Raw genomic sequence first — 24,617 nt, forward strand, 5'->3', positions numbered from 1 at the left:
GTATTCAATCTGTAAAAATAACGAAATTTTGCAAGGAAAATTATCTAAAGAATCGTGTTTTGAAAATTCTCTGGGAAACAATTTAGTTTTTTTAATTCTTCATACACCAGATCTACCGGAAAACCCATCACAGAATAGAAAGAACCGGAGATGTTTTTGATCTTTGCCATCCCAAGCCATTCCTGGATTCCGTATGAGCCCGCTTTATCAAAAGGTTTATAATTATTGATGTAAAAACTAATTTCTTCATCGCTTATTTCAGAAAATTCAACATCTGTTTTGCTGGTTCTGCTGATTTGAGAATAACTGGTTTTAATAGTAAATGCGGTGTAAACCTGATGTTTTTTCCCGGAAAGGTTTTTCAGCATTTCAAAAGCCTCTTCTGCATTTTTAGGCTTGAGGAGAATTTTTTGCTCTAATGCAACGATTGTATCCGAAGTCAGGAGAATTTCCTCAGGGTTCACATCAAAAGCCTGAGCTTTTTTATTTGAAACATATTCAGCGATATTTTCCGGTAATAATTTTTCGGGATAAGATTCGTCTACATCAATATTAACCGTTTTGAATTGATAACCAAGCTGGGATAATAATTCTTTTCGTCTGGGTGACTGAGAGGCTAGTAATAGTATCATTATCAATTAACTAAGCTGATTTAGTTTCCTCGTCCAAGTTCCATTTTCCCTGGATTTTCATGACTTGTTCTATGACATCGCGAACAGCGCCTTTTCCGCCGAAAACAGGAGAGATATAATCTGAAATTGCTTTCACTTCCGGAACTGCATTTGCGGGGCAAGCGGAGATCTGTGCCAGTTTCATAATCCCGATATCCGGAATGTCATCGCCCATCATTAAGATTTCGGAATCCTGTAAGTTATATTTTGATTTGAAATGTTCATAATCGGAAATTTTGTGGGAAGATTTTGGATAATAGTCACTGATTCCCAGATATTCCATTCTGTTTTTGACCATCGGGTCGTTTCCGCCGGTAATGATTCCGATCACATATTTTTGCTTAATGGCTTGAACAACAGCGTAGCCATCGAGAACGCTCATCACTCGGGACATATTTTTGTCGGGTAAAAGGTAAACGCTGCCGTCTGTAAAAACGCCATCAACATCAAAAACAAAGGCTTTTATATTTTTTAATTTGGGTAAATAACTCATATTATTTTAGGCTAAAAAAAACTTTGTCAAAGTTAATATTAAAATTTATAAAACTTTGACAAAGCAAAACAAGATGTCGCTCCTACGGAGCTCGAATTTGTATTCTGTGTAATTTACTACAAACGTTTCGCTCCTACGGAGCTCATCAATTTACGGATAAAGCGCAGGTTCTATTTTGTTGCTGTTCTTTTTAATGTCTTCCTTTTGAGATTTTTCCATTGCTCTCAGCATTTCGGAAGGATCGGTGAGTTGTTTTCCGTCTACATTCATTGTGAGTTTCATATTACCCTGAGAAAGCATTTGGCGCATATTTTTCACAGGATCGTTTTTGAATTCTTTCCATTGTTTTCTGAATTGTTCTTCAGAAACATCGATTTCTTTTCCGCTTGCCATTCCAAAAGTTTTGATTACTAAACCACTTTTCGTACTTCCGATCTCATCTTTTTTCTCGACTTTTTCAACCTCATCAAATTTTTTGCTTCCAGCGAATTTAAAACTGTGAGTTCCTGTAGAATCCTCCATTTCCAGGATCAATCCAGGTAATCCCCGGAATTTATATGGTCCATCCTGAAACGGAATTTCCTGTGTGAACCAGGCAGTCCAGGTTCTTCCGCCGAAATCTACGGTTGCCTTCTGAACTTCAAATTTTGAGATCATTTTTTTCTCCGGGAGAATCTTCCAATTCATAGGATTTTCATTTTTCACAGAATATCTGTTATCGCCAATCGAAGTGTGCAAAACAGTCGTAAAATCAGGATAATTCTTCGTAACCGAATATCCAACTTTTCCGGGATTACCGCCATTAAAGCTAAAATTAGTAGAACCCATCGAGATCTGTTTTTGCAAATAGGCATCGCGGGTAGAATCGCTGACGAACTTCTGCCGGCTGTAGAATTTGCTGCCGTCTTTCCTGATATCCAGATACATCAGCTCTGTACTGGTAGAATCTTTTTTCTCCAGATCCGGTACAAATCTGTAATCATACATAATCCTTGTTCCCTGAGCAAATAATAATGAGCTCAGAAAAGTCATCATAAAAAAAATAATTTTCCTCATAACTAAAAACTTAGTGATTTAAAATTAAAAAAAATAAAAAGGCAGACAAAAATTTGCGCTACCTTTTTGTTATAATAAAATAGTGTGTTATTTGAAATTAAATTTAACCGTAAACATAAACTGGCTTGGACGGATCTTGTAGCTCTGGGTTACTGTATTTCCCTGATCAATATTTACAGCTACAGTTTCGTAAACTTTCTTGTTTGTGATATTCAGCCATTTGAATTCGAAATCGATTTTTCTCTTAACCCAAGTGTATTGGTAAGAAAGATCGTAAAATGGATTTTTATAAGTGTTTCCCTGGGTAGAAGTTACGCTGTTGTCCCAGTTGAAGCCGAATGTATGATTTTCTGACGGATAGATGTATGCGGCAAGATTATGGTTCCATCCGGAACTTTTTTGAGATATTGACCGGGTTGCATTTCTATTGTTACGCCAGTTCATACTGATGTTGTAATCTACACTCAACCAGCTGAAATATGCATTGTTGAATTTCGCTGTCCAGGTTTGAACATTGTTCTTGCTTTCTATAAAATTCCCGTTGAAGTAACTGAAAGAATTAGAATCTAAATTCGTAAAGCTTGTCGATAAATTACTTTTGAATTTTGGGAAATATTTTCCAATCTCGGCACTTTCAGATTGAGATTTGGTTGAGTTTTCTATCGCAACGATTCCAATTGTTCCGCCGACTCCGCCTGCGGTATCAAAGGTTTCTGCAATATTTCTTTTTACAGTTCCATAATTGTAACGAACATTGAAGAAGAGATTATTAAGAGGATTTCTGTATTCTAATCTGGTTCCGATATTTCGACTGAGATACTCAGGCATCTGTGAATCTGTAAGATCAGTCACATATCTTCTGGACAGGTTACCTGCAGAAGTCAGCATATCGCCGCCGTATAAAAATCCGAAACTACCGAAATCATAACCCTGATTTGCAAAAACCCAATATTTGAAGAATGAGGCAAAGTCATAACTTGCAAAGAATGTTGGCTCCAAGGCAGTTTTGGTTTTATCGGCTAGTTGGTTGTAAAGATTGTCCTGATATTTGATGCTGTAATAATTGACAGGCAAAGTCAGGTTCATATTCAATCTTTCAGATTTATAATTGAAGCCAACCTGTGTGTAAGGTGTCATCTCATTCCAGTCAATATTATTCTGAGAACGATTATTGACATTGTAATATGTACTTTCTGCGGAGCCTCTTAATGAAGATTTCAGATTATTAAAGTTTATATTAAGCCCAATTTCTGGTATGATAGTCCACTTTCTGTAGCTGAAGCCCACAGATGCAGAATGATTGACTTCCAAAGTTTCGGAAAGCGTCTGTTGTTTGTATGTGTCGAAAAGATTACTTGTATTAAGACCTGTGAAGAAATTGGTGTAACTCGCAGGGTTGACTTCCATAGTCTGCTTGTCTCTCTGATATTTGAAATAACTCATCACATTCACCAGTTTATCTTTCCACGGAATAATAGTGCTGAGTGAGTTTTGGAAACTTCCCGAAGGCGATTCCAAAGATTGATTTCCAAAGATATAAGGCTGATCTGTGTCATTTGTATCCAGGCCGGAAAATCCACGATTGGCGTTCCAGAATCCGTTCCACGTTGTGGTGTTTTTGAAGAATCCTTTTTTAGCATTTTTGGTGAAAATCAACTCTGCTTTGGCAGCATTGGTGTAAAAATCATTGCTTCTGGATTGTTCCAATGTTCTGCCGGCAAGCAGTCCGTTTGCCGGCGTGTCATCGTAAACGGTTTTTGTATGAGAATCTCTTTCTACATCGTTGTTGGTATAAGTTACATTGGCTTTGAGTTCCCATTCTTTATTTTTGAAAGGGCTTGTCAAAAGGTTGGCAGAGAAAAAATGAACATTGTTCAGGAGATATCTTTTCTCGGGAACATCGGGAGTTCCTGCAGTTTCTACATTTGTCCAGGAGTTTTGCTTGGCCTGCGATCTTCTGCCTTCCCAGCGATTACCAAAACTTAATGTGTTGCCTTCTTTTTCTACACTTTCACCATTGTTATTCGCTTTGTAATTAATAACCCATTGGTTTTTCTGCCCAAAGAACATCGGTGTCAATTTCACATTCCAAAGAAGCGGGCTGAAACCTGCGCCAATCTCTCCGCGGCCGGTCATTGTCACAGATTTTTTCAGTTTGATGTTAAGCGCAGCTTGCTCAGACGGAACTTTGTCTCGAAGAATACTTACCGGCTGGTGGTTTTCCAAAACTTCTACTCTGGAAACGGCGTCTTTCGGAAGCGAGTTGTTAATCGTTCCGTAACCACCTTCCATCAGGTCTTTTCCGTTGACATAGAATTTGTTTATGGCTTCTCCCTGATATAAAACTGTTCCGTCCTTGTTAACTTCGATTCCCGGAATTTTTTTCAAAACATCGGCAAGCGTTCTGTCATTTTTATTTTCGAAAGATTTGAGATCGTAAGAAATGGTATCCCCTTTTTTGGTGATCAATTTAGTTTTAAGTCTTACTTCCTGGATTTCCGTGGCTTGAGAATCCATAGAGAAATTCAGTTTCTGATCATCATTTTTGATAGATTGCGTAATAGGTCTTTGATTAAAAGCCTTGATCTTCAGATCCAGATTGCTTTCTGCCGAAGTAAAGCTGACTTTATATTCTCCTTTTGCATTAGAAATTCCGTAAGCAAGGATAGCATTTTTTCCCGGTTCTTCAATCGTTACACTTGCACTCGCAAGGGCTTTTCCGTCACCATCGGTTATCACACCGGATACTGTTTTCTGTGCAAAAACGATCATAGAGAAAGTCAAAGCAAAGAGAATAGATAGAATTTTTTTCATAGTCATTAATTATATCACTAAAGGATTAGTAAAAGAAATATATAAATTGTTACAAAGTTTTTATTGGAGTTGTAATAAATATAAAAGTTAAATCCCTTCGTTTCAGATATAATTATGAATGCTGCTATCTTAATCATTTATAATATCATATTTGTCAATTTAAAATAATTATAGAGAAGGCTTTGTTTTTTTTCGGTCACACGAGTAAAATTTATAAATTTGTTTCTTAATATTAGATTAATATGGGAGTTATCTTAAAACCGATTGATATAGTAGATGATATTACAAAAGAGGAATTTTTTGAAAAATATCTGAAACCACGCAAACCAGTTGTCATCAAAAATATGGCGAAAAACTGGCCGGCTTATCAGAAATGGACAATGGAATATATAAAAGAAGTAGTGGGAGATGTGACAGTTCCATTGTATGACAGCGCAAAAGCCGATCCTGCAGCTCCTATCAATACGCCAACTACAGAGATGAAATTTGCAGATTACATCGATCTGATACAACGAGAACCAACAGATCTCCGGATTTTCTTTTTTGATCCTATAAAACACGCACCGGATATTTTGAAGGATTATATCCCACCAAAAGAATTAATGGGCGGTTTCCTGGACAAATATCCAAGTATGTTTTTCGGAGGAGAAAGTTCCGTAACTTTTTTACATTTTGATATAGATCTTGCTCATATTTTCCACACACATTTCAACGGAAGAAACATGTTTACTGTTCGAATACAAATGGAAAGACAGGCTTTACAAATTGCCTTACACAACATATGCTTTGGAAGATTTTGATATAGAAAATCCTGATTTTGAGAAATTCCCTGCTTTGAATGGAGTAGAAGGTATCGAATGCTTCCTGGAACACGGCGATACGCTTTTTATGCCGACAGGCTGGTGGCACTGGATGAAATATCTGGATGGCAGTTTCTCTCTTTCGCTAAGAGCATGGGACAAAAGCTGGAGTGTAAAAGCTAATTCTTTATGGAATCTTACAGTACAAAGAGGTTTCGACAATTTTATGAAAACCAAATTCAAAGCTAATTATATGAACTGGAAAGAGAAAAAAGCAGTTGAAAGAGCTAATTATGCTTTGAAAAAAGGTTTGCCGAAATAATTGTAAAAAGTATTAAGTAAAAAGTATTAAGTATTAAGTATTAAGTATTAAGTATTAAGTATTAAGTATTAAGTATTAAGTATTAAGTATTTTCAATTATTAAATAAATAAAAAGTGCAGCTAAATAATTTAGCTGCACTTTTTTATGATGAATATTTAGATTCTAATTTCTAAAATCTAACTTCTAATATCTCACTTAAACGACACCTTGCGCCAACATTGCTTCCGCAACTTTCACGAAACCGGCAATATTAGCACCTTTCACATAGTTTACATATCCGTCTTCTTCTTTTCCGTAGTCTCTACAAGCTTTGTGGATGCCGATCATGATTTCTTTCAATCTTGCATCTACTTCTTCAGAAGACCAGTTAAGTCTGATAGAGTTCTGCGTCATTTCCAATCCGGAAGTTGCAACACCACCGGCATTAGAAGCTTTCCCCGGAGAGAAAAGAACTTTATTGTCAAGGAAATAATTAATAGCATCTAATGTAGAAGGCATATTTGCAGCCTCAGTTACACAAAGACAACCATTTGCCACAAGTGCTTTGGCGTCTTCCAGATCCAGTTCATTTTGAGTTGCAGAAGGGAAAGCGAGATCACACTTTACTTCCCAAGGTCTTTTCCCTGCGAAGAACTGTGCTTCCGGATATTTCGTAACGTAATCTTCTGCTCTGTTATTGCCTGTTGCTCTTAATTCCAGTAGATATTCGATTTTTTCTCCCGAGATTCCGTCTTTATCATAGATGTAGCCATCCGGACCAGACATTGTCACTACTTTTCCGCCAAGATCATTAATTTTTTTGATAACACCCCAAGCCACGTTTCCAAATCCGGAAACGGCGACAGTTTTCCCGGCAATAGATTCGTTGATTGTTTTCAACATTTGCTCAGCAAAATAAACAACGCCATAACCGGTTGCTTCAGGTCTGATTAAAGATCCCCCATAAGCCAAACCCTTACCTGTCAAAACACCCGTAAATTCGTTTCTGATCTTTTTATACATCCCGAAAAGATATCCGATTTCTCTTGCGCCAACACCAATATCTCCGGCAGGAACATCCGTCTCAGGACCAATATGTTTGCAAAGTTCCATCATAAATGCCTGGCAGAAACGCATTACTTCCATATCCGATTTTCCTTGGGGATCAAAATCAGAACCTCCTTTTCCACCACCCATTGGCAAAGTAGTAAGGGAATTTTTGAATGTTTGCTCAAACGCTAAAAATTTCAAAACACTAAGATTCACAGTTGGATGAAATCTGATTCCGCCTTTGTAAGGTCCGATTGCAGAATTCATCTGTATTCTGAACCCTCTGTTTACCTGGATTTCGCCTTTGTCATCAATCCACGGGACGCGGAAAATGATTACTCTTTCCGGCTCAGCCATTCTTTCCAGAAGTTTCATTCCGGTATATTCTTTTCTCGTAGCAATGAAAGGAATTACGGTCACCGCAACTTCTTTTACAGCCTGGATAAATTCGGGTTCGTTCGGATTTTTGGCTTCGATTTTTGCCATAAATTCCTGAATCTTTTCTTCAACGTTAAATAATTCCATTGTGTACAATTATGACAACAAATTTAATTTTATTTTCGAATTTCGCAAGTAATATTTTAATTTTTATTGAAAATTTAATGATATTGATTAAGTTTTTTGCATTATGTATAATTACATCTTTTGTGTTAACAATTTTTGAATTTAATATTAAATTACTTCAAATTTTCGGAATGTCATTTTTCTTAATTAAGTTGATATTGTCGTCCGGAAAGACATTTGATATGACCATATATCTCTAGATCAAGAAGAATTGGCAAAATCTTATGATGGAGAATGTCAGATTTTTCTGCTAATTCGTCGAGAGAAATCGTTTTGTTTTCCGTAATTAATTCTAAAATCCTGTGATGGTCTTTTCTCTCAGGATCCAGGTTTATTTTCTTTTCTTCCTTTGGAAATAATTCCGGTTGAGGCGAGAAATTCAGATTCTTAACAAGTGTTTTGATATCGACAATAGTTTCGGCTTTGTTATTGGCTATCAATTGATTGCAGCCTTGGCTATAAACATCAATAATTTTTCCCGGCAAAGCAAAAACATCTCTGTTGTATTGGTTCGCAGCCGTCACGGTTGTTACAGATCCGCCGCCGTAAGCCGTTTCCACAACAATCAAATGTGGAGAAAGGCCTGCGATGATTCTGTTTCGCTGTAAGAAGTTTTCTTTAGCCATTACTTCAAAAGATGCGTATTCTGTTATTAGTGCGCCATTGTTTTCGATAATCTTTTTTGAAAGATTTTTGTTGGAGGCAGGATAGATTTTATCCAGACTCTGAGCCAAAACTGCAATGGTGGGAATTTCATTTTTAAGAGATTCTTCGTGTACACAGGAATCTGCGCCTAAAGCCAATCCGCTGACTGTACACACTTTTGAAGATGATAACTCTGACATCAGATCCTGAATAAAATGTTTACCATAAGCCGTCAGTTTTCTTGTTCCAACTATACTTACCGGATTAGATTCATTATTCAAATTGCCTTTGTAAAATAAGATCATAGGCGCATCATCACAATTCAGAAGATGTTTTGGATACAGGTTGTCTTCCTGCGAAATAATATTAATGGCCTGTTTTTCACAGAATTTTATTTCTTTCTCAGCAGATTTTAGAAACTCTTTGTTCCCAATATTCTGAATACTGCTTTTCCCGATTCCAGAAATTGAAAGAAGAGAGTTGGGAGAGGATTCCCAGACTTTTTTTGCTGATCCAATATGTTTTATCAGCTTTTTAAGATTGATGTTGCCAATGTTTTTGCACTGTTTCAGCGCAAGAATGTAGAGATATTCTTCGGATGTCATAGGGTCATTTGTGTACGACCAATTTAGAAATTATTTTTCATTTTTTCGGATCTCATCCAGATATTCCCAAATATTTTGTTGTTTCAGCTGAGGTAATTCTTCAAAATCTTCCGGATGATTCAGGATATATTCCTGCCACATTTTGTCATCTCTTTCGCTGTAATATTCCGGATATTCCCAGATATATCTGATTTTTTTGTCACCATATTTTCTGAAGATCAATGCCATAATAATTCCGGTAATACTTCCTGCCAGATGCGATTGCCAGCTGATTTTGCTTGGTTCCTGGAGTTGTGAAAAGAACTCTTCCGGGAAAATCCCCCAGATCAAACTTCCGTAATACAGAGCAACGACTAAGGAAACTGTCAGCAACTTCATATTCCATCGGAAAACGCCACTGAAAAAGATGAAAAAGGCCAGCATATAAACTAATCCGCTTGCGCCAATAATGCAGTTGTAATTCCATTTTCCAGTAATAATATCAATCGGCGGCAGCATCCAGACCAGTAATCCGGAAGCAAGCCAGCCAATGAAGAAAATTTTGAAAGCGATTTTTGGATAAAATTCAAATAATAAAAATAAGAGAATTGCGATCGGCATCGAATTACCGAGAATGTGATCAAGACTTCCGTGAAGCAAGGGCGCAAAGATAACGCCGCTCAAACCTTCCGGAACAAGAGGAATAATGGCACCATAACAACCTCCAAAAAATCCGAGATTCTGGAGCAGGAAAAAGATCCACATCAATGACAACATTGCTATTGGAACCAAAAAGGATTTTAAATGAAAGGTTTTCAAAAACATGGATTTGAGAATCACAATTATACAGCCATTTTACAGAAAAGGTAATTTTGTCCGCAAAAAACCAATGATTAATTGAGAATTTGGTTATTAAGTCAGATATTTAAAAGTTTAGATTTATTATTTTTGTGAAAAATTTGTTATTAATGAAAAAGGTATTGGTAGTTTTTACGTTGATGTTTGTCTTTTTGTCTAAGGCTCAAATTACTGATTATCAGAAATTAATAGACTCAATAGCTCAGAAAAGATGGGACTCTACAGCTATTGATATAGACAGTCTGGCAAATCCTAAGATCGTTGACATCAGGTCATTAAAAAATGATTCTGTAAAACTTTCCAATAATACGATTATCGTTTCCAATACAGAAGATACCAGTCCCTTGACACCGTCTTCTATTCTTAATCTTCCAACATTGAAACGCTGGTTTTTCTTTGGACAGAACAGCTTGGTTTTCAATCAGTCATCATTTGCAAATTGGTATGCCGGCGGGAATAATAACATTGGAGTTATCGGAAAAGTCAATTATAATATCGTTTATAAAAAGAACAGACATTACCTTGATAATAACATCCAATTGGGTTATGGATTTGTGTCTTCAACAGGTCAATCTACCAGAAAGACAGATGATTACATTAATATTATGACCAATTACGGGTACGAATTGGCGCAGCATTATTATTTGTCAACAGGTTTCCAGTTTTTGTCACAATTTACACCGGGATTCAATTATTCCACGACGCCTGATCCTATTTTTGATGACAGAATTTCCAAATTTATGGCACCGGGTTATCTGAATGTCGGTCTCGGTTTCTCTTATAATCCGAACGATAATTTCCAGTTGATTGTCCGCCCTTTAAATGGAAAATTCACTTTTGTATTAGATGAAAAACTTCAGACAAAAGGCAGTTATGGTTTGGAAAGAGATGGGCAAAGTATGCGTGCTGAGTTGGGAGCAATGGTCAATATTCTTTATAAAATTAAGATATATAAGGATATTACGTACGTCAATCAGGTTAATTTCTTCAGCAATTATCTACAACATACAGAAAGAGTCGATATCAATTACAGCGGTTCCTTAAACCTTAAATTCAATAAATATATCTCAGGCGTTGTAACGATCGATATGATGTACGATCACGATCAAATACAGAAGCTGCAGAGAAAACAAACTTTAGGATTCGGAATTACTTATAATCTTGGCTATAAGGTTGATAGAGATACTACGACCGGTGTTATTAAACCTTTTGTGAATTAAAAAAAGGATTTCATCACAATTTAGAATAAAAAAAGTGGAGCTTATTGCTCCACTTTTTCTTGTAACCAACCCAATTCTCCAAAGTGTTTTTTGAATTTTTGAATCTTTGGTCCAACTACAGCGCTGCAATATGGCTGGTTTGGATTGGCATTGTAATAACCTTGGTGGTAAGCTTCTGCTGACCAGAATTTTTTGAAAGGAACAATCTCTGTTACATATTTTCCGTTCCATTCTCCTTTTGCTTCAGATTCTTTCATAGACTCTTCAGCTTCTTGTTTTTGTTTTTCAGAATGATAGAAAACAGACGATCTGTATTGTGTTCCAACATCATTGCCTTGTCTGTTAAGCGTTGTCGGGTTATGAAGAAACCAGAATACTTCCAGTAATTGTTTATAAGAAATAATTTTAGGATCAAATGCGATCTGAACTACTTCTGCATGACCAGTTGTTCCTGTACAAACTTCTTCATAAGTTGGGTTTTCCGTATGTCCGCCGGAATAGCCGGAAGTTACAGATTCTACACCTTTCAGCATATGGAAACAACTCTCCACACACCAAAAACATCCGCCTGCCAAAGTGGCATACTCCAAATTGTTTTTATCCATTTTTTGATTTGTTAAAGGTTTTGATTTTTTCTCCTGTCCATTGTAATTGACAAGGAAAAGACTTAGGATGATTAATAAATAACGTTTCATTTTTGAGCAAGAAAAATCCTCTGATTTTCCTAAATCTTAATAGCAAAAATTATTCCTATTAAAAATTGGTGTCAAAGGATTTCTCTATGTCAATTATTTATTTTCCCAAACGAGAGCACTTGCGCCAAGAATAGCTGCATCAGCTTCGTCCAGTTCGCTGAAAACCAATTTTACCTTTGAGCGGAAAATCGGTAACAGGTTACGTTCCATATGTAATTTTGTTGGTTTCAGAAGGAAATCTCCTGCTTTTATTACGCCTCCAAATAATAATATGGCTTCAGGTGAGGAGAACATAACAAAGTTTGCTAATGCTTCTCCCAATTTCTGTCCTGTATATCGGAAAACTTCTATCGCTGTCGGATCGCCTTTAAGTGCACATTCGTGTACAGTTTTGGAATTGATGTTTTCTTCAGGATATTGATTAAGCATAGAATCCGGAAACTCAGCACGGAATTTTTTAGCAGTAATGGCAATTCCGGTTGCAGAAGCATAAGCCTCAAGACTACCTTCAGAACCTGTACTCCAGTGTTTTCTTCCGCCTGGTTTTACAACCGTGTGACCCAGTTCTCCGGCAAATCCATCGTGACCGTAGATCAGACTTCCGCTGGCTACGATGCCGCTTCCAACACCGGTTCCAAGTGTTATCATTATGAAATCCTTCATTCCTCTTGCAGCGCCAAACATCATCTCCCCGAGCGCAGCCGCATTGGCATCATTGGTCATCTTGCAAGGAACACCGAATTTCTTTGTCATCAATTCAGCAAACGGAACCACACCTTTCCACGGAAGATTTGGTGCTAATTCTATGGTGCCGGTATAATAATTGGCGTTGGGTGCGCCAACGCCGATTCCGTCCAAAGTTGTATTGGTGGAAACCTCATCTATCAGAGGTTTTATGTTGACATACAAAGCTTCGATAAAATCTTCTACTTGTTTGTATTCCTCAGTTTTTATGCTTCCTTTTGCGAGAATCTCTCCTCGGTGGTTTACCAAACCGAATTTGGTATTAGTTCCGCCAATATCTATACCTATGGCGATTTGTCGTGATAAATCAATTAATGACATCGATTGAATTTTTAAGACCCTAAATTTAGAAAAAAGGTTTTTAATATTCCTTAAATATTAACTAAATTTTAAATTTTAGAAATTATATTTAATTGTGACGCCAAAAGTTCTCGGATCTCCTAAAACAGCCGCATAATGTCCTGCATTTCCTGCGCCCGGAAGCAATTGCTCAAAATAATCCCTGTTGAGAATATTTCTTACCCATACATAAGCTGTAACACCTTGTCTTACACGGAATCCGAATCTTGAATTGAATAAAGCATAACCCGGGATATTCAGGAATTTTGATGGAGTAGGGCTTGAAGAAAATGTTGAACGGTAATAGCTGTCCAGAGCAAAGAAATAATCGCCATTATAATTGAGGAATTTCCCTGAGAAATTAATCTCGCCACCTGTAGAACCTGCCCACTTTGAAACACCCGGCAAAACACCTCCGGAAATATCGATGAACGTTGGTCCGCCTGTATCTTCCAATGCTGGCGGTGCATTGGTGAATTTTTTATATATCGCTTCTGTATATGCCAGATTGGAATAGAAATACAAATTGCTAAATGTGTAGGAAAGATCGGTTTCAACGCCTCGTACTCTAACTTTTTCTGCATTGGCAAGATAACCACGGTTGATGGAAAGATCTGCGGCCTGAACCTGAACCTGATAATCCTTGATTGCCGAATTATAAAGCGTCAGGTTAAATATAAAATTTTTGAAAGGCTGAGATTTCAGTCCTAATTCGTAATGTAGAATTCGTTCCGGTTTTATAACGGCAAGTTCTGTCATTGCAGTTCCATCGGGATTTGTTGGAAGTCCACCAAGATTAAGTCCAACCGGTTTGAAGCCTGTAGAAAATGTTCCGAAAAGATTGTAATTTTTAGTTGGTTTAAATGCCAAAGTTAATTGTCCGGAAAAATTAGTATCATCAATCGATGCATTGAATTCCTGATTGCTGTAAACCGAGTTTTTTATGGCAATCAATGCAGGATCATTTGTTTGCAGTCCGCCGTAAGTGATCCTTTTGAAATCGATTTCTTTCTTGTCATAATTAATTCTTACTCCCGGAAGCAAGCTGAACTTATCAGTAAAATTCCAGTCTAGTTGTCCAAAAACCGCACCGCTGAAAGAATTGAGGCTTGGATAAGATTTGATTCCGTAACCTTCCAGAAGGCCGGGCGTTTTCCATTGATTAATCACCGCTGCATTGGTCGAATTAAGGGAAAACCGCCATTGATCCTTGCCTGCTTCTTCGATCTGTCCGTTTTTATCGGCTCTTAATCTCTGCCAGATTCCGAAAACGCCGAAGACACCACTCAGCTTTTCATTAAAATTCCCAGACCAGCGAATCTCCTGGCTCCATTGCTGGTGCTTGCTCGGTGCCTGGGATTTTGCCAAAGCCGAAAGTCCGGTGAAATCTCTGTCATTTGAAGGATTCCAGTTCCAGAATCTCCAGGCTGAGGTTGACACTATTTTTCCTTTCCCTAAATTATATTCAGCGTTTAAAGAAAGTCCGCCCATATCCTGTTCAGCTTTCCAGGGAGTGTCTGTGTCGACCGTTCTGTTAAAAGGGTCGATTGCCGGAAGTGTATAGCCAAGATCTGAAATAATATTATTAAATTGTCTGTAGGCTGCTCTTTTTGTCGTTACAACTCCGGCAATAACTTGTGCATAACCGTTTGCTCTTAATCTGTTGTAATCTCCGGTCAGGATGAATTTCAGGTTTTCATTTGGTTTGTATAATAATTGATCACGAAGAGCGATAGAATTAATATCGTTTAGATTCTGACTGGTTCTGGAATTATAAATTGTCCCGTCACGATGCGTTCCCGAAGCCGAAAAACGATTGGCAAATTTCTCAGAAATGGCACCTGTGACAGAAGTTTTTGCCTGGATAAACCCATAATTTCCAAAACTGATCTCAGCCGTTCCGCCTGTTGTGAAACTTGGTTGTTTTGTGGTGACGTTAAAAGTTCCTGCCGTTGTGTTTTTTCCGAATAAAGTTCCCTGAGGACCACGTAAAACCTCAATTCTCTCGATATCAACAAAATCAAGTGTTGTGGCTGCAGGTCTTGCATAATAAACGCCATCTACATAAAACCCAACGCCTGGGTCCAGACCATCATTCGTCAAACCAAAAGTAGAGCCCAATCCTCTGATGCTGAGACTTGTATTCCTGGGTGTCGAACTGTAAAACTGAACAGAAGGAACCAGTTCCTTTAAACGATTAACATTAAAAGCACCAGTTTCTTCAGCTTTCTTTCCTGAGATGACATTAATAGGTATCGGGACTTCCTGCGCAGTTTCTTCCCGTCTTCTTGCTGTGACAATGACTTCCGTAATAACAAAATCATTTGGGAGAAGTTTGATGATGAGAGTGTCGCTGGGATTTTCTTTTAGTGAATATTGTATAACCTCAAATCCTGATTTTTGAATTTTAAAATCGATAGGAAACACATTAATGTTATTTAAAATAAAGTTTCCGTTTTGATCGGTTTGTACTGTCAGGTTTTTATCAGACTTCGAAGTGATCTTTACAGAACTGACAGGCTTATTATTGATGCTGTCCAGGATTATCCCATAGATAGAATTCTGCGCAGATAAATTAATGAAAGAGAAAATAAAAAAGATAAAAGTGATCTTTGCTAAGAGAGTCGAATTTTTGCTCATAGTTTAAAAATTAATGAGCAAATGTAAAAAATTATAAATTCATACTAAAATAGTATGAATTAAATTTAACAAAAAACCCGAATGATTTATTTCAGGTTTTTTATCAATTATTTTACTTGTGTTTTCTTTCTACGTCCCCACCAGATCATAAAGCCAGTGATCGGCATTGAAGCGATAATCAAACTGACAATAAATGCAATGATTTTTGTAGGCAATCCTAAGATAGCTCCAACGTGAATATCGTAATTGGCAGCAACTGTCTTCTCTCCAAAGTTTTTATCCTTTGGATCGTGTCTGTGCAAAAGCTCCCCAGAATTTTCATCAAAAATCAAACTGCTGCTTTTATGATATGAATACGAGAGATGTTTCACATAAACCTCAAAATTCGGATGTTCGTGATCGTCGATATGAGGATGCCCAAGATCCAGGCTGAAGCCATAAGCTGTTGGATAAAGTTCTTTTACCTTGTCCGAAATCTTGTCCAGAGTTCTATCAGTTTTCATCTCTATCGGTGCTTTTGTTGTGATCTTCGAAAAGTCGGGATAAGCCGTTTCTCCACCGGAAAAAGTATAATAAATCATTGCCTGAACTACGAAAAACGCATAAAATAAACCTGTAATTGTAAGAATCAATGCAAAAATAGAGGAGTAAAATCCGAGGATGTTATGAAGGTCATAATTTTTCCGTTTCCATTGTGTGGTGTCTTTCCATTGGAATTTGAAACGCTGTTTTCTGGCGGCTTTATTTTTGGGCCACCAAAGAACGATCCCTGTGATCAGCATTAGTAAGAAAATAATAACCGGAATCCCAACAACATAAGTTCCCCAATCCTGTTTCAGAAGGAAACTCCAGTGGATGGATTTTACAATAGCAAAGAAACCGTTTTTCTCATCATAAGTTTTCAGAACTTTACCTGAATAAGGATTGACGTAAGCAACTTTGTAAATCGGAAATTCATCAAAATAATTCCACTGATCGGGCTGATGCTCGTACCAATAGAATTGATAGGACATTGTTTTATCAATCGGAACATTGACCCAATGGATTGGATAATCCTCTTTGGATTGCTGATCTACCAGTCTTTCCATTTTCCGAATTGGAAGGATTTGCTTTTGATCAATATTTTGCTCGTGGTGGTAGATATATTCTTTTCGGGTCACATTTTCCACTTCATCTTTGAAGACAAATAATGCACCGGTAATTGCAATGATAAAGATAAGTGTACCAATGGACAAGCCAAACCACAAATGTAGTTTGGCTGACCATTTTTTAAAGAAACCTGGTTTCTTTTTATGATGATGTTTTTTCCTCATAAAATTTTAAAAAGCTAAGCGCAAACTTAGCTTTTTTTATTTTTAGAATTTGTATGTAACACTTCCTAAAGCATTAAGTAATTTTTGTGGATTTGCAGTCGTGTACCCTATCCAATAATGCTGATTTGTAAGATTGTCAACTTTGACACCGATTCTGAATTTTTTTGTATCATAGAATGCATTTGCATTTAGTACAAAATATTCCGGAAGGATAAAGTTTCCTGTTACGTTGTTATCACTGGCATAATTTCCACCTGCACCTAAGCCAAATCCTTTAAGACTTCCATCAAGAAATTGGTAGCTTGCGTTGAAGTTTGCCAACCAATATGATCCTGCAGTATTAGGTCTCAGGTCAGTAGCCAAATCTCTTGTGTCATTGTATGCAACTCCTCCAATGATGGAAAATCCTTTTACTAAATAAGCATTAACTTCTAATTCAACACCTTTGCTTTGAAGTTCTCCCGCTTGTTTCTGTACAGATTGGAATGCTGCGGTATATTCCCCTGTGTAAAGCAACATATTTTTTACTTTGATGTCGTAGTAACTTACGGTTGCATTAATTTTTCCATTGATAAGATTAGTTTTGAAACCACCTTCAAATTGATTGGCGCGTTCAGGATCTGATAAATTGGTGTTTCCTGCAATATCTATAATAAAATATCCGTTGCTCTTGAAGCTGTTCTGATAATTTCCGAATACTGAAAATTTATCTTTAACAATTTGATAAACCAAACCTGCTTTTGGCGACCAAGCTGACTGGTTGAAAGCAGGTGTTTCATTTACCCAAACTTTACCACCCTGAAAATCGTTGCTTTCGTAACGTAATCCTAAGACTAAATTAAGCCCGCTTACAGGAGTGAAAACGTTGGAAACATAACCACTATATGTGTTCGTATCTGCATCAATATCATAATGACTTATGTTATCAGGATTATTATATAGAGCTCCTAATGATGATCCGTTAAATCCTGAATAATCACCACCTGTAGCAGATACTGTATCAAACGCACCTGTAGCTAAATATATGAAACGTGATCTGTCTTTTGTCTGTAAAAAGTCAAAACCGGCAACAGTTCTGTTTCTCATACCATTTCCAAATGAATAATCAAAATTGAAATTCTGTTGTACCTGGAAGTAGGTTTTTTTACTGTCTTTTGTTCCTTGGTCGTATCTGTCAACAACTAGATTGTTGCTTGTATCTAATCTTGCACCGAAGTAAGGGCCAAATCCGTCAGAATAACTACGAGAATTATTGATGCTTGTAGATGAACGGATATTATCATTAATTTTATAATTGATCTGTCCAAAGATGTTGTTAACTCTTGCAGTAGTATAAAGATCATCTCCCATGTAAGATTCTTTATAATTCAATCCTCTTTTTTCAAGATCTTTTGCATTGTTTATTCCACCTAATGTATCAGGAGAAAGATAGAAGAAGAATGGTTCGCCAATAGCTCTTGTATTGAACATTTCATATTCTACATTGAACTGGAGTCTGTCATTTACATTATAAGTCAATGAAGGTGTAAAAGCAAAATATGAATTTTTAGCATCTTTTTTTTGGAAAGTGCCTTCGTTTGTATAAGCGGTATTGACTCTTAGAAGAAGCTTTTTATCATTAGTCAATGGTGCATTGACATCCGCTTGAGCTCTATATGTATTGTAACTTCCACCAAATAAACTTACTTGTCCTTCCAAAGTATCAAAAGGTCTTTTTGTAATTCTGTTGACCAAACCACCATAAGAGGCAACATTGCTTCCGTAAAGTGTTCCGGAAGGCCCTTTTAAAACTTCTAGTCTTTCAATATTTATAGCATCAATAGTCGTTGTAACAGGAGAGACTAAACCATTTCTCATAGAATTATTAGAAGGGAAACCTCTTAAAACCATAAATGATCCACCATCTCCAGCTCTTGAAGTTGCTGTCCACATTTTTTGCAGACCTGTTACATTTCTATAAGCATCATCAACTGTAAAAATGGATTGATTTTCCAAAGCTGCTCTCCCGACCGATGAGTAAACCTGAGGATCTTCAATTGCTTTTAAAGGCATTTTATTTGAGAAATCCGAATCTTTTCTGATCAGATTATTAAGTATTACTTCATCTATATTATTTGACTTAACCGTATCACTCTCCTGAGCATAAGCAAAAGTGGAAATCAAGACCACAGCACTTACAATTAGTTTCTTCATGTTTAGAATAATTTTTTGCAAAGTTATTATTTTTAATTATTCTAAATTAACAAGCTTTATGATTTTTATCATTTTATTTAGAATTGATAAAAACAAAACCCCACTGAATATCAGCGGGGTCCGTTTTGTAATTGAAAATCTCCTTAAGCCGGGATCTCTCCTTTGTATAAGAAAGAAACGATTTCTTTGTTTACTTTTTCTACCATTTCACTGAATAAGTAGAAAGATTCTTGCTTGTAGATCACCAATGGATCTTTCTGTTCGTAAACTGCACCTTGCGAAGAACGACGAAGGTCATCCATTTCTCTTAAGTGTGTTTTCCAGTTTTCATCTATGATGGCAAGAGAAATATTCTTTTCAAAATCTGTGATTAATGATTCACATTTTGTTTCGTAAGCTTCTTTCAAGTCGGTAACAATAGTCATTGTTTTTGTACCATCTGTGAAAGGAACCTGAATCATTTTGAACATAGATCCTTGATTAAGAAAAACGTTCTCAATGATCGGATAAGCTTTTTCCTTAAGAAGATTCAGTCTAAGGTCATAATCTTCTTTTGCCGCCTTGAAAACAATATCTGTAAGGGCTGGAATCTGCGTGCTGGAAAATTCTGCTTCTGTTACAGGCGCTTCCATTGTGAAATATTTGATGATATCGAATTCGAAATCTTTATAACTTCCGGTTGCTTTGGATTGAGAAACAATCGCTGCCGCCGTATCATAGATCATATTCACAATGTCGTACTTCAAGTGATCGCCGAACAACGCATTCTTTCTACGTTTGTAGATCACGTCGCGCTGTTTGTTCATCACATCATCGTACTCCAACAATCTTTTTCTGACTCCGAAGTTATTTTCCTCCACTTTTTTCTGAGCTCTTTCAATAGATTTGGAAATCATAGAGTGCTGAATCACTTCACCATCTTTATGTCCCATTCTGTCCATCATTTTAGCAATTCTTTCCGATCCGAAAAGACGCATCAAATTGTCTTCTAAAGAAACATAGAACTGAGAACTTCCAGGATCTCCCTGTCTTCCAGCTCTACCTCTCAACTGTCTGTCAACACGTCTTGAATCGTGTCTTTCAGTACCAATGATTGCAAGACCTCCGTTTGCTTTTACCTCACCTTTCAGCTTAATATCCGTTCCTCTACCTGCCATGTTGGTTGCAATGGTTACGACACCAGCACCACCAGCTTCTGCCACAATTTCTGCTTCCTTCTTGTGAAGTTTCGCATTCAAAACGTTGTGAGGGATTTTTCTTAATTGAAGGGCTCTTGACAATAACTGAGAAATCTCAACCGAAGTTGTACCAACCAAAATTGGTCTTCCGGCTTCTACTAATTTTTCGATTTCCTCGATTACTGCATTATATTTTTCACGATTGGTTTTGAAAACCAAATCTTGTCTGTCATCTCTTTGGATTGGTCTGTTGGTAGGGATTACCACTACATCCAGTTTGTAAATTTGCCAGAATTCTCCAGCCTCTGTTTCTGCAGTTCCGGTCATTCCTGCAAGCTTGTTATACATACGGAAGTAGTTCTGCAAAGTAACCGTTGCAAATGTTTGAGTCGCTGCTTCGATTTTTACATTTTCTTTCGCTTCGATTGCTTGGTGAAGTCCGTCAGAATAACGTCTTCCTTCCATGATACGACCTGTCTGCTCATCTACGATTTTCACTTCGCCGTCAATTACAACATATTCATCATCTTTTTCGAATAATGTATATGCCTTAAGCAATTGATTTAAAGTATGAATACGCTCAGATTTGATAGAGAAATCTCTGTACAGTTCTTCTTTGGCAGCAAATTCTTCTTCTTTGGAAAGGTTTTTCTTTTCAAGTTCAGCGATCTCCGTTCCGATGTCTGTTAAAACAAAGAATTGTTGATCCTCATTTCCGGCTGACATATATTCAACACCTTTATCCGTCAGATCGATCTGATTATTTTTCTCATCGATTACGAAATAAAGATCTTTATCTACAATCGGCATATCACGATTGTTGTCTGCCATATACTGGCCTTCAACTTTCTGAAGCAATGCACGGTTTCCGCTTTCGGATAAGAACTTGATCAATTGTCTGTTTTTCGGAAGACCTCTGTAAGCCTGTAATAATTTGAAACCACCTTCTTTGGTTTTTCCGGCAGCAATTAATTTTTTTGCTTCGTTGAAAAGAACTGAAACTGTTTTTTTCTGAACTTCAACAATTCTGTCAACAGATGGCTTCAGAACATCAAACTCCTGTCTGTCACCTTGCGGAACAGGTCCGGAAATAATCAATGGTGTTCTGGCATCATCTACCAATACAGAATCTACCTCATCCACAATAGCAAAGTTCAATTCTCCCTGAACTAATTCATTTGGAGAAGTCACCATATTGTCTCTCAGGTAATCGAAACCGAATTCGTTATTCGTTCCGTAAGTAATACTTGACTGGTAAGCTTTTCTTCTTGCGTCTGAGTTAGGCTGATGAAGATCGATACAGTCAATCGTCAATCCATGGAATTCGTACAATGGACCCATCCAAGCAGAGTCACGTTTTGCCAGATAATCATTCACGGTTACCACGTGAACACCACGGCCGGGAAGTGCATTAAGATAGATAGGCAAAGTTCCTACAAGGGTTTTACCTTCACCTGTTGCCATCTCAGCAATTTTACCCTGATGAAGAACAACACCTCCGATAAACTGTGTGTCGTAATGAACCATATCCCAAACGACAGGCGTTCCTGCAGCATCCCATTTGTTTTTCCAGACAGCAATGTCGCCTTCCAGAACTACAAAATCTTTTGTAGCTGCCAGTTCACGATCGCGGTCTGTAGCCGTTACACGGATCTCTCCGTTTTGCGCCAGACGGCGGGATGTTTCTTTTACCAAAGCAAATGCCTCTGGAAGAATTTCGGCCAATACTTTTTCCTCTACATCGTAAGACTCCTTTTTAAGCGTTTCGATTTTGGTAAAAAGTGCCTCTTTCTCGTCAACGTTGGTTGAGTTTTTTATCTGCTCTTTAGTTTCTTCTATCTGGGATGTAAATTTGGCAGTTGCAGATTTTATTTTATCTTTAAATTCTGCGGTTTTATCTCTCAATCCATCATCAGATAATGTTTGGATGTTAGGTTCTACTGCTTTTATTTTTGTGACAACTTTTTTTACTTCTTTAAGATCTTTTGCATTTTTGTCTCCCAAAAAACTTTTAAGAACTGTATTTAAAAAACTCATAATTTGCTATTTGCGGTTTGCTTTTAGCGTTTAAGCTAATCGCGTTATTTATTTAAAAAAAGAACAATTGGCAAAAGGCAAAAAGAGCCAGAAGCCAAAAGCTAATTAATATTCGTCCTCGTTCCAAAGGAAATCGTCATCCGTTGGATAGTCTGACCATACTTCCTCTATAGAGTCGTAGATCTCGCCTTCGTCCTCGATTGCCTGTAAGTTTTCTACAACTTCCATCGGTGCTCCGGTTCTGATAGCGTAGTCAATTAATTCTGCCTTGGTCATCGGCCAAGGTGCATCGCTAAGGTAAGATGCTAATTCTAATGTCCAATACATAATTTAAATTTTTTGCAAAAGTAAAAAATTAGGTGATACTTTATACACTTTTCTACTGATTTTCAACAATATTTAAAAATTATTTTATTTAAAATTTAAACTCGGCTGTCATCTTTGCGTATTACTGCGGATTTCCCAAAAACCATTCCACAAATTTTTTTATGCCATTTTGGAAGGTTGTGGTCGGAGAATATCCTATTAATGTTTTTGCTTTGGTAATATCGGCATTCGTTTTCTGAACATCTCCCGGCTGCATTGGCAGCATTTTTTTATTGGCTTTTTTGTCAATTGTGGTTTCCAGGACAGACAGCATTTCATTTAAAGTTACCACTTCGCTTTCGCCCAGATTAATGATTTCATAAACATTTTCATTAGTCTCAAGGTATTTGATTGATTTTAAAATTCCATCAATAATATCATCAATAAAAGTATAATCTCTGGCTGTAGAACCATCTCCGTAGAAAGGGATTTCCTGATTGTCAAAGATCAGTTTCGTGAATTTGTGAATTGCCAGATCCGGTCTTTGCCTTGGACCATAAACAGTGAAAAATCTTAACTGAATCATGTCAATATGATAAAGACTGTGATAAACGTGACCCAAAACTTCTCCGCATTTTTTGGTTGCGGCGTAAGGCGAAATCGGATTATCGACATTATCGGTTTCAGAAAATGGGATTTTCTCATTATTCCCGTAAACGCTTGAAGATGAAGCACAAACGAATTTTTTGATTCCGAATTCTTTGCAAAGTTCCCAAAGATTCTGAGTTCCGCGGATGTTGACTTCTTCATATTCCAAAGGTCTTTCTATTGAAGGCCGAACGCCGGCCAAAGCCGCCAAATGAATAACCAGATCAATTTTATGATCACGAAGAATAATCTCCAAACCTTTTTTATCCCGAATGTCCTGATAGTAAAATTGGTAGTTGCTTGATTTTGTTTGGGTTGCTAATTTTTCTACATCAGTTTCTTTATCAGAAAAATTAAATTCGGACTTTGAACCTAAAGATTCTAAGGTATTTTTAATCTTAATTTTATAATCATAAAAAACGTCGAAGTTGTCAATATTAATGACAGAATGTCCATTTTTTAAAAGTTGTTCTACGAGATGAGAACCGATAAATCCACTTCCGCCGGTGATAAGATAATTCATAAACATCAATTGTCTTGCGAAGATAAGAATTAAACAAAAAAAGAATCTCCTAATTAAGAGATTCTTTTTTTGTTTAATTCTTTATTTAATGATGAATTTTTTGGATTCGACAATACCGTTTTCCTCCACATTGATTACGTAAGTTCCTTTGGCAAGTTGTGAAACATTCACTTCTTTTTCAGTACCTCTGCTGATTACCAACCTTGCGGCGGAATCATAAACTGTGATTTTTTTGGTTTTATTATTTTCAGAAGTGATACAAATTATACCGTTGCTTACAACCGTTGGATAAATGCTGAAATACTCTTTTTTAATATTATTAACAGCTAGAGTACTGGATCCTGTCAATTTAACATCATCAATTCTAAAACCCACATTAGAGTCTGCCGGATTGGAAAATCTGATTCTAAGATTTGATGTTGCGGGAATAGTTCCTGTAGGCATCACTACCAGCCAAACAGAAGTTCCAGTACCAGTCGGTCTGGTATAAGTAAGTGGCGTCCAGATTGTCCCATCAGAACTTACTTCAACCTTTAATTCATTACTACTGGCGTTTGTTCCTTTTTGATGACCGAAAGAAAGCGTAAGGCCTGTGTAGTTTGTTGTGTTGATTCCGCTGATGATAAGTGTTTTGATTGGCGTTCCGGAAGCAGTGGTCACTGCGCCGATGAATACGGAGCCGCTTGCGCTAGCGCCGGCATAATCAGATGGTGTGGACGTCCTTACGTCGGCAGTTCCGGAATAAGTAATCGGAGCCGCATTTTGATAACCTGTATAAGCTGTCAAAAGAGTTGTAGCAGAAGGCGTTCCAAAGCTTTCGGAATAAATTGTTGTCTGCGCAAAAACGAAAGACATTACGAATAAAGACAACAAAGTATAAATATTTTTCATAAAAATGGTTTTAATTTCTACAAATATATTTAAAAATAATAGAGTAATTTTTA

General features: G+C 37.0%; 17 protein-coding genes and 1 pseudogene. 2 read left to right on the forward strand and 16 right to left on the reverse strand.

Translation table 11 applies throughout. The annotated features are described in order from the left end of the window. Positions 1-44: 44 nt before the first annotated feature. The 4 genes from ACFJGY_RS02295 to ACFJGY_RS02310 form a co-directional block, all read right to left on the reverse strand. Positions 45-632 carry a Maf family protein gene (locus ACFJGY_RS02295; protein ID WP_379967722.1) on the reverse strand — a complete coding sequence of 196 codons (588 nt, stop codon included), beginning with the start codon at positions 630-632 and terminating at the stop codon, positions 45-47. A gap of 10 nt (positions 633-642) precedes the next feature. Then, complete coding sequence (locus ACFJGY_RS02300) at positions 643-1,164, reverse strand: KdsC family phosphatase (RefSeq protein WP_379967724.1); 522 nt, start codon at positions 1,162-1,164, stop codon at positions 643-645. Between the two features lie 150 nt (positions 1,165-1,314). After that, a complete protein-coding gene (locus tag ACFJGY_RS02305; RefSeq protein ID WP_379967726.1) occupies positions 1,315-2,220 on the reverse strand; it encodes a GLPGLI family protein in 906 nt (301 codons plus the stop codon). Positions 2,221-2,307: 87 nt separating this feature from the next. Next, positions 2,308-5,034, reverse strand: a complete 2,727-nt coding sequence (locus ACFJGY_RS02310; RefSeq protein WP_379967728.1) for a hypothetical protein — start codon at positions 5,032-5,034, stop codon at positions 2,308-2,310. Positions 5,035-5,276: 242 nt separating this feature from the next. Between ACFJGY_RS02310 and ACFJGY_RS02315 the strand changes: the two are divergent. Next, positions 5,277-6,156 (forward strand): annotated as a pseudogene (locus ACFJGY_RS02315) (cupin-like domain-containing protein). A gap of 196 nt (positions 6,157-6,352) precedes the next feature. On the opposite strand, the gene gdhA reads toward ACFJGY_RS02315, so the two are convergent. The 3 genes from gdhA to ACFJGY_RS02330 form a co-directional block, all read right to left on the reverse strand. Continuing rightward, complete coding sequence (gene gdhA / locus ACFJGY_RS02320; protein ID WP_379967730.1) at positions 6,353-7,711, reverse strand: NADP-specific glutamate dehydrogenase; 1,359 nt, start codon at positions 7,709-7,711, stop codon at positions 6,353-6,355. A gap of 182 nt (positions 7,712-7,893) precedes the next feature. Next, positions 7,894-9,000: a DNA-processing protein DprA gene (dprA, locus tag ACFJGY_RS02325; protein WP_379967732.1), complete on the reverse strand. Its 1,107-nt coding sequence runs from the start codon at positions 8,998-9,000 to the stop codon at positions 7,894-7,896. A 30-nt stretch (positions 9,001-9,030) separates the two neighbouring features. After that, positions 9,031-9,804 (reverse strand): rhomboid family intramembrane serine protease, encoded by a 774-nt coding sequence (locus ACFJGY_RS02330; RefSeq protein ID WP_379967734.1) that lies wholly within the window; start codon positions 9,802-9,804, stop codon positions 9,031-9,033. Positions 9,805-9,947: 143 nt separating this feature from the next. Between ACFJGY_RS02330 and ACFJGY_RS02335 the strand changes: the two genes are divergently transcribed. Then, positions 9,948-11,057 carry a DUF3078 domain-containing protein gene (locus ACFJGY_RS02335; RefSeq protein ID WP_379967736.1) on the forward strand — a complete coding sequence of 370 codons (1,110 nt, stop codon included), beginning with the start codon at positions 9,948-9,950 and terminating at the stop codon, positions 11,055-11,057. 41 nt (positions 11,058-11,098) lie between these two features. Here the strand turns inward: ACFJGY_RS02335 and msrA are convergent, their stop codons facing one another. The 9 genes from msrA to ACFJGY_RS02380 form a co-directional block, all read right to left on the reverse strand. After that, positions 11,099-11,752, reverse strand: coding sequence for a peptide-methionine (S)-S-oxide reductase MsrA (gene msrA / locus ACFJGY_RS02340; RefSeq protein WP_379967738.1), 654 nt, complete (start codon positions 11,750-11,752; stop codon positions 11,099-11,101). Between the two features lie 93 nt (positions 11,753-11,845). Beyond that, positions 11,846-12,817 carry an ROK family protein gene (locus ACFJGY_RS02345; RefSeq protein WP_379967740.1) on the reverse strand — a complete coding sequence of 324 codons (972 nt, stop codon included), beginning with the start codon at positions 12,815-12,817 and terminating at the stop codon, positions 11,846-11,848. Positions 12,818-12,892: 75 nt separating this feature from the next. Next, entirely contained in the window at positions 12,893-15,475 is a 2,583-nt protein-coding gene (locus ACFJGY_RS02350; protein ID WP_379967742.1) for a TonB-dependent receptor, read from the reverse strand. Between the two features lie 107 nt (positions 15,476-15,582). Beyond that, positions 15,583-16,788 carry a PepSY-associated TM helix domain-containing protein gene (locus ACFJGY_RS02355; protein WP_379967744.1) on the reverse strand — a complete coding sequence of 402 codons (1,206 nt, stop codon included), beginning with the start codon at positions 16,786-16,788 and terminating at the stop codon, positions 15,583-15,585. A gap of 42 nt (positions 16,789-16,830) precedes the next feature. Next, positions 16,831-18,981 carry a TonB-dependent siderophore receptor gene (locus tag ACFJGY_RS02360; RefSeq protein ID WP_379967746.1) on the reverse strand — a complete coding sequence of 717 codons (2,151 nt, stop codon included), beginning with the start codon at positions 18,979-18,981 and terminating at the stop codon, positions 16,831-16,833. 143 nt (positions 18,982-19,124) lie between these two features. Beyond that, positions 19,125-22,196 (reverse strand): preprotein translocase subunit SecA, encoded by a 3,072-nt coding sequence (gene secA, locus ACFJGY_RS02365; protein WP_379967748.1) that lies wholly within the window; start codon positions 22,194-22,196, stop codon positions 19,125-19,127. Positions 22,197-22,301: 105 nt separating this feature from the next. Continuing rightward, on the reverse strand, positions 22,302-22,523 hold the full coding sequence (locus ACFJGY_RS02370) for a DUF2795 domain-containing protein (RefSeq protein ID WP_379967750.1): 222 nt from the start codon (positions 22,521-22,523) through the stop codon (positions 22,302-22,304). Between the two features lie 121 nt (positions 22,524-22,644). Then, positions 22,645-23,673, reverse strand: coding sequence for a GDP-mannose 4,6-dehydratase (locus ACFJGY_RS02375; RefSeq protein WP_379967752.1), 1,029 nt, complete (start codon positions 23,671-23,673; stop codon positions 22,645-22,647). A gap of 81 nt (positions 23,674-23,754) precedes the next feature. Beyond that, the gene (locus ACFJGY_RS02380) at positions 23,755-24,564 is read right to left on the reverse strand and encodes a T9SS type A sorting domain-containing protein (protein ID WP_379967754.1); all 810 of its coding nucleotides are present in this window, start codon (positions 24,562-24,564) and stop codon (positions 23,755-23,757) included. Positions 24,565-24,617 lie beyond the last annotated feature (53 nt).

Origin of the sequence: Epilithonimonas sp. UC225_85 (assembly GCF_042695135.1) — a bacterium.
In the GTDB taxonomy this organism is placed as follows: domain Bacteria; phylum Bacteroidota; class Bacteroidia; order Flavobacteriales; family Weeksellaceae; genus Epilithonimonas.

Excerpts from the sequence above, each read along its gene's own strand:
- ACFJGY_RS02295 (WP_379967722.1), bottom strand. The coding sequence starts at position 632 with ATGATACTATTACTAGCCTCTCAGTCACCCAGACGAAAAGAATTATTA.
- ACFJGY_RS02300 (WP_379967724.1), bottom strand. The coding sequence starts at position 1,164 with ATGAGTTATTTACCCAAATTAAAAAATATAAAAGCCTTTGTTTTTGAT.
- ACFJGY_RS02305 (WP_379967726.1), bottom strand. The coding sequence starts at position 2,220 with ATGAGGAAAATTATTTTTTTTATGATGACTTTTCTGAGCTCATTATTA.
- ACFJGY_RS02310 (WP_379967728.1), bottom strand. The coding sequence starts at position 5,034 with ATGAAAAAAATTCTATCTATTCTCTTTGCTTTGACTTTCTCTATGATC.
- gdhA (WP_379967730.1), bottom strand. The coding sequence starts at position 7,711 with ATGGAATTATTTAACGTTGAAGAAAAGATTCAGGAATTTATGGCAAAA.
- dprA (WP_379967732.1), bottom strand. The coding sequence starts at position 9,000 with ATGACATCCGAAGAATATCTCTACATTCTTGCGCTGAAACAGTGCAAA.
- ACFJGY_RS02330 (WP_379967734.1), bottom strand. The coding sequence starts at position 9,804 with ATGTTTTTGAAAACCTTTCATTTAAAATCCTTTTTGGTTCCAATAGCA.
- ACFJGY_RS02335 (WP_379967736.1), top strand. The coding sequence starts at position 9,948 with ATGAAAAAGGTATTGGTAGTTTTTACGTTGATGTTTGTCTTTTTGTCT.
- msrA (WP_379967738.1), bottom strand. The coding sequence starts at position 11,752 with ATGAAACGTTATTTATTAATCATCCTAAGTCTTTTCCTTGTCAATTAC.
- ACFJGY_RS02345 (WP_379967740.1), bottom strand. The coding sequence starts at position 12,817 with ATGTCATTAATTGATTTATCACGACAAATCGCCATAGGTATAGATATT.
- ACFJGY_RS02350 (WP_379967742.1), bottom strand. The coding sequence starts at position 15,475 with ATGAGCAAAAATTCGACTCTCTTAGCAAAGATCACTTTTATCTTTTTT.
- ACFJGY_RS02355 (WP_379967744.1), bottom strand. The coding sequence starts at position 16,788 with ATGAGGAAAAAACATCATCATAAAAAGAAACCAGGTTTCTTTAAAAAA.
- ACFJGY_RS02360 (WP_379967746.1), bottom strand. The coding sequence starts at position 18,981 with ATGAAGAAACTAATTGTAAGTGCTGTGGTCTTGATTTCCACTTTTGCT.
- secA (WP_379967748.1), bottom strand. The coding sequence starts at position 22,196 with ATGAGTTTTTTAAATACAGTTCTTAAAAGTTTTTTGGGAGACAAAAAT.
- ACFJGY_RS02370 (WP_379967750.1), bottom strand. The coding sequence starts at position 22,523 with ATGTATTGGACATTAGAATTAGCATCTTACCTTAGCGATGCACCTTGG.
- ACFJGY_RS02375 (WP_379967752.1), bottom strand. The coding sequence starts at position 23,673 with ATGAATTATCTTATCACCGGCGGAAGTGGATTTATCGGTTCTCATCTC.
- ACFJGY_RS02380 (WP_379967754.1), bottom strand. The coding sequence starts at position 24,564 with ATGAAAAATATTTATACTTTGTTGTCTTTATTCGTAATGTCTTTCGTT.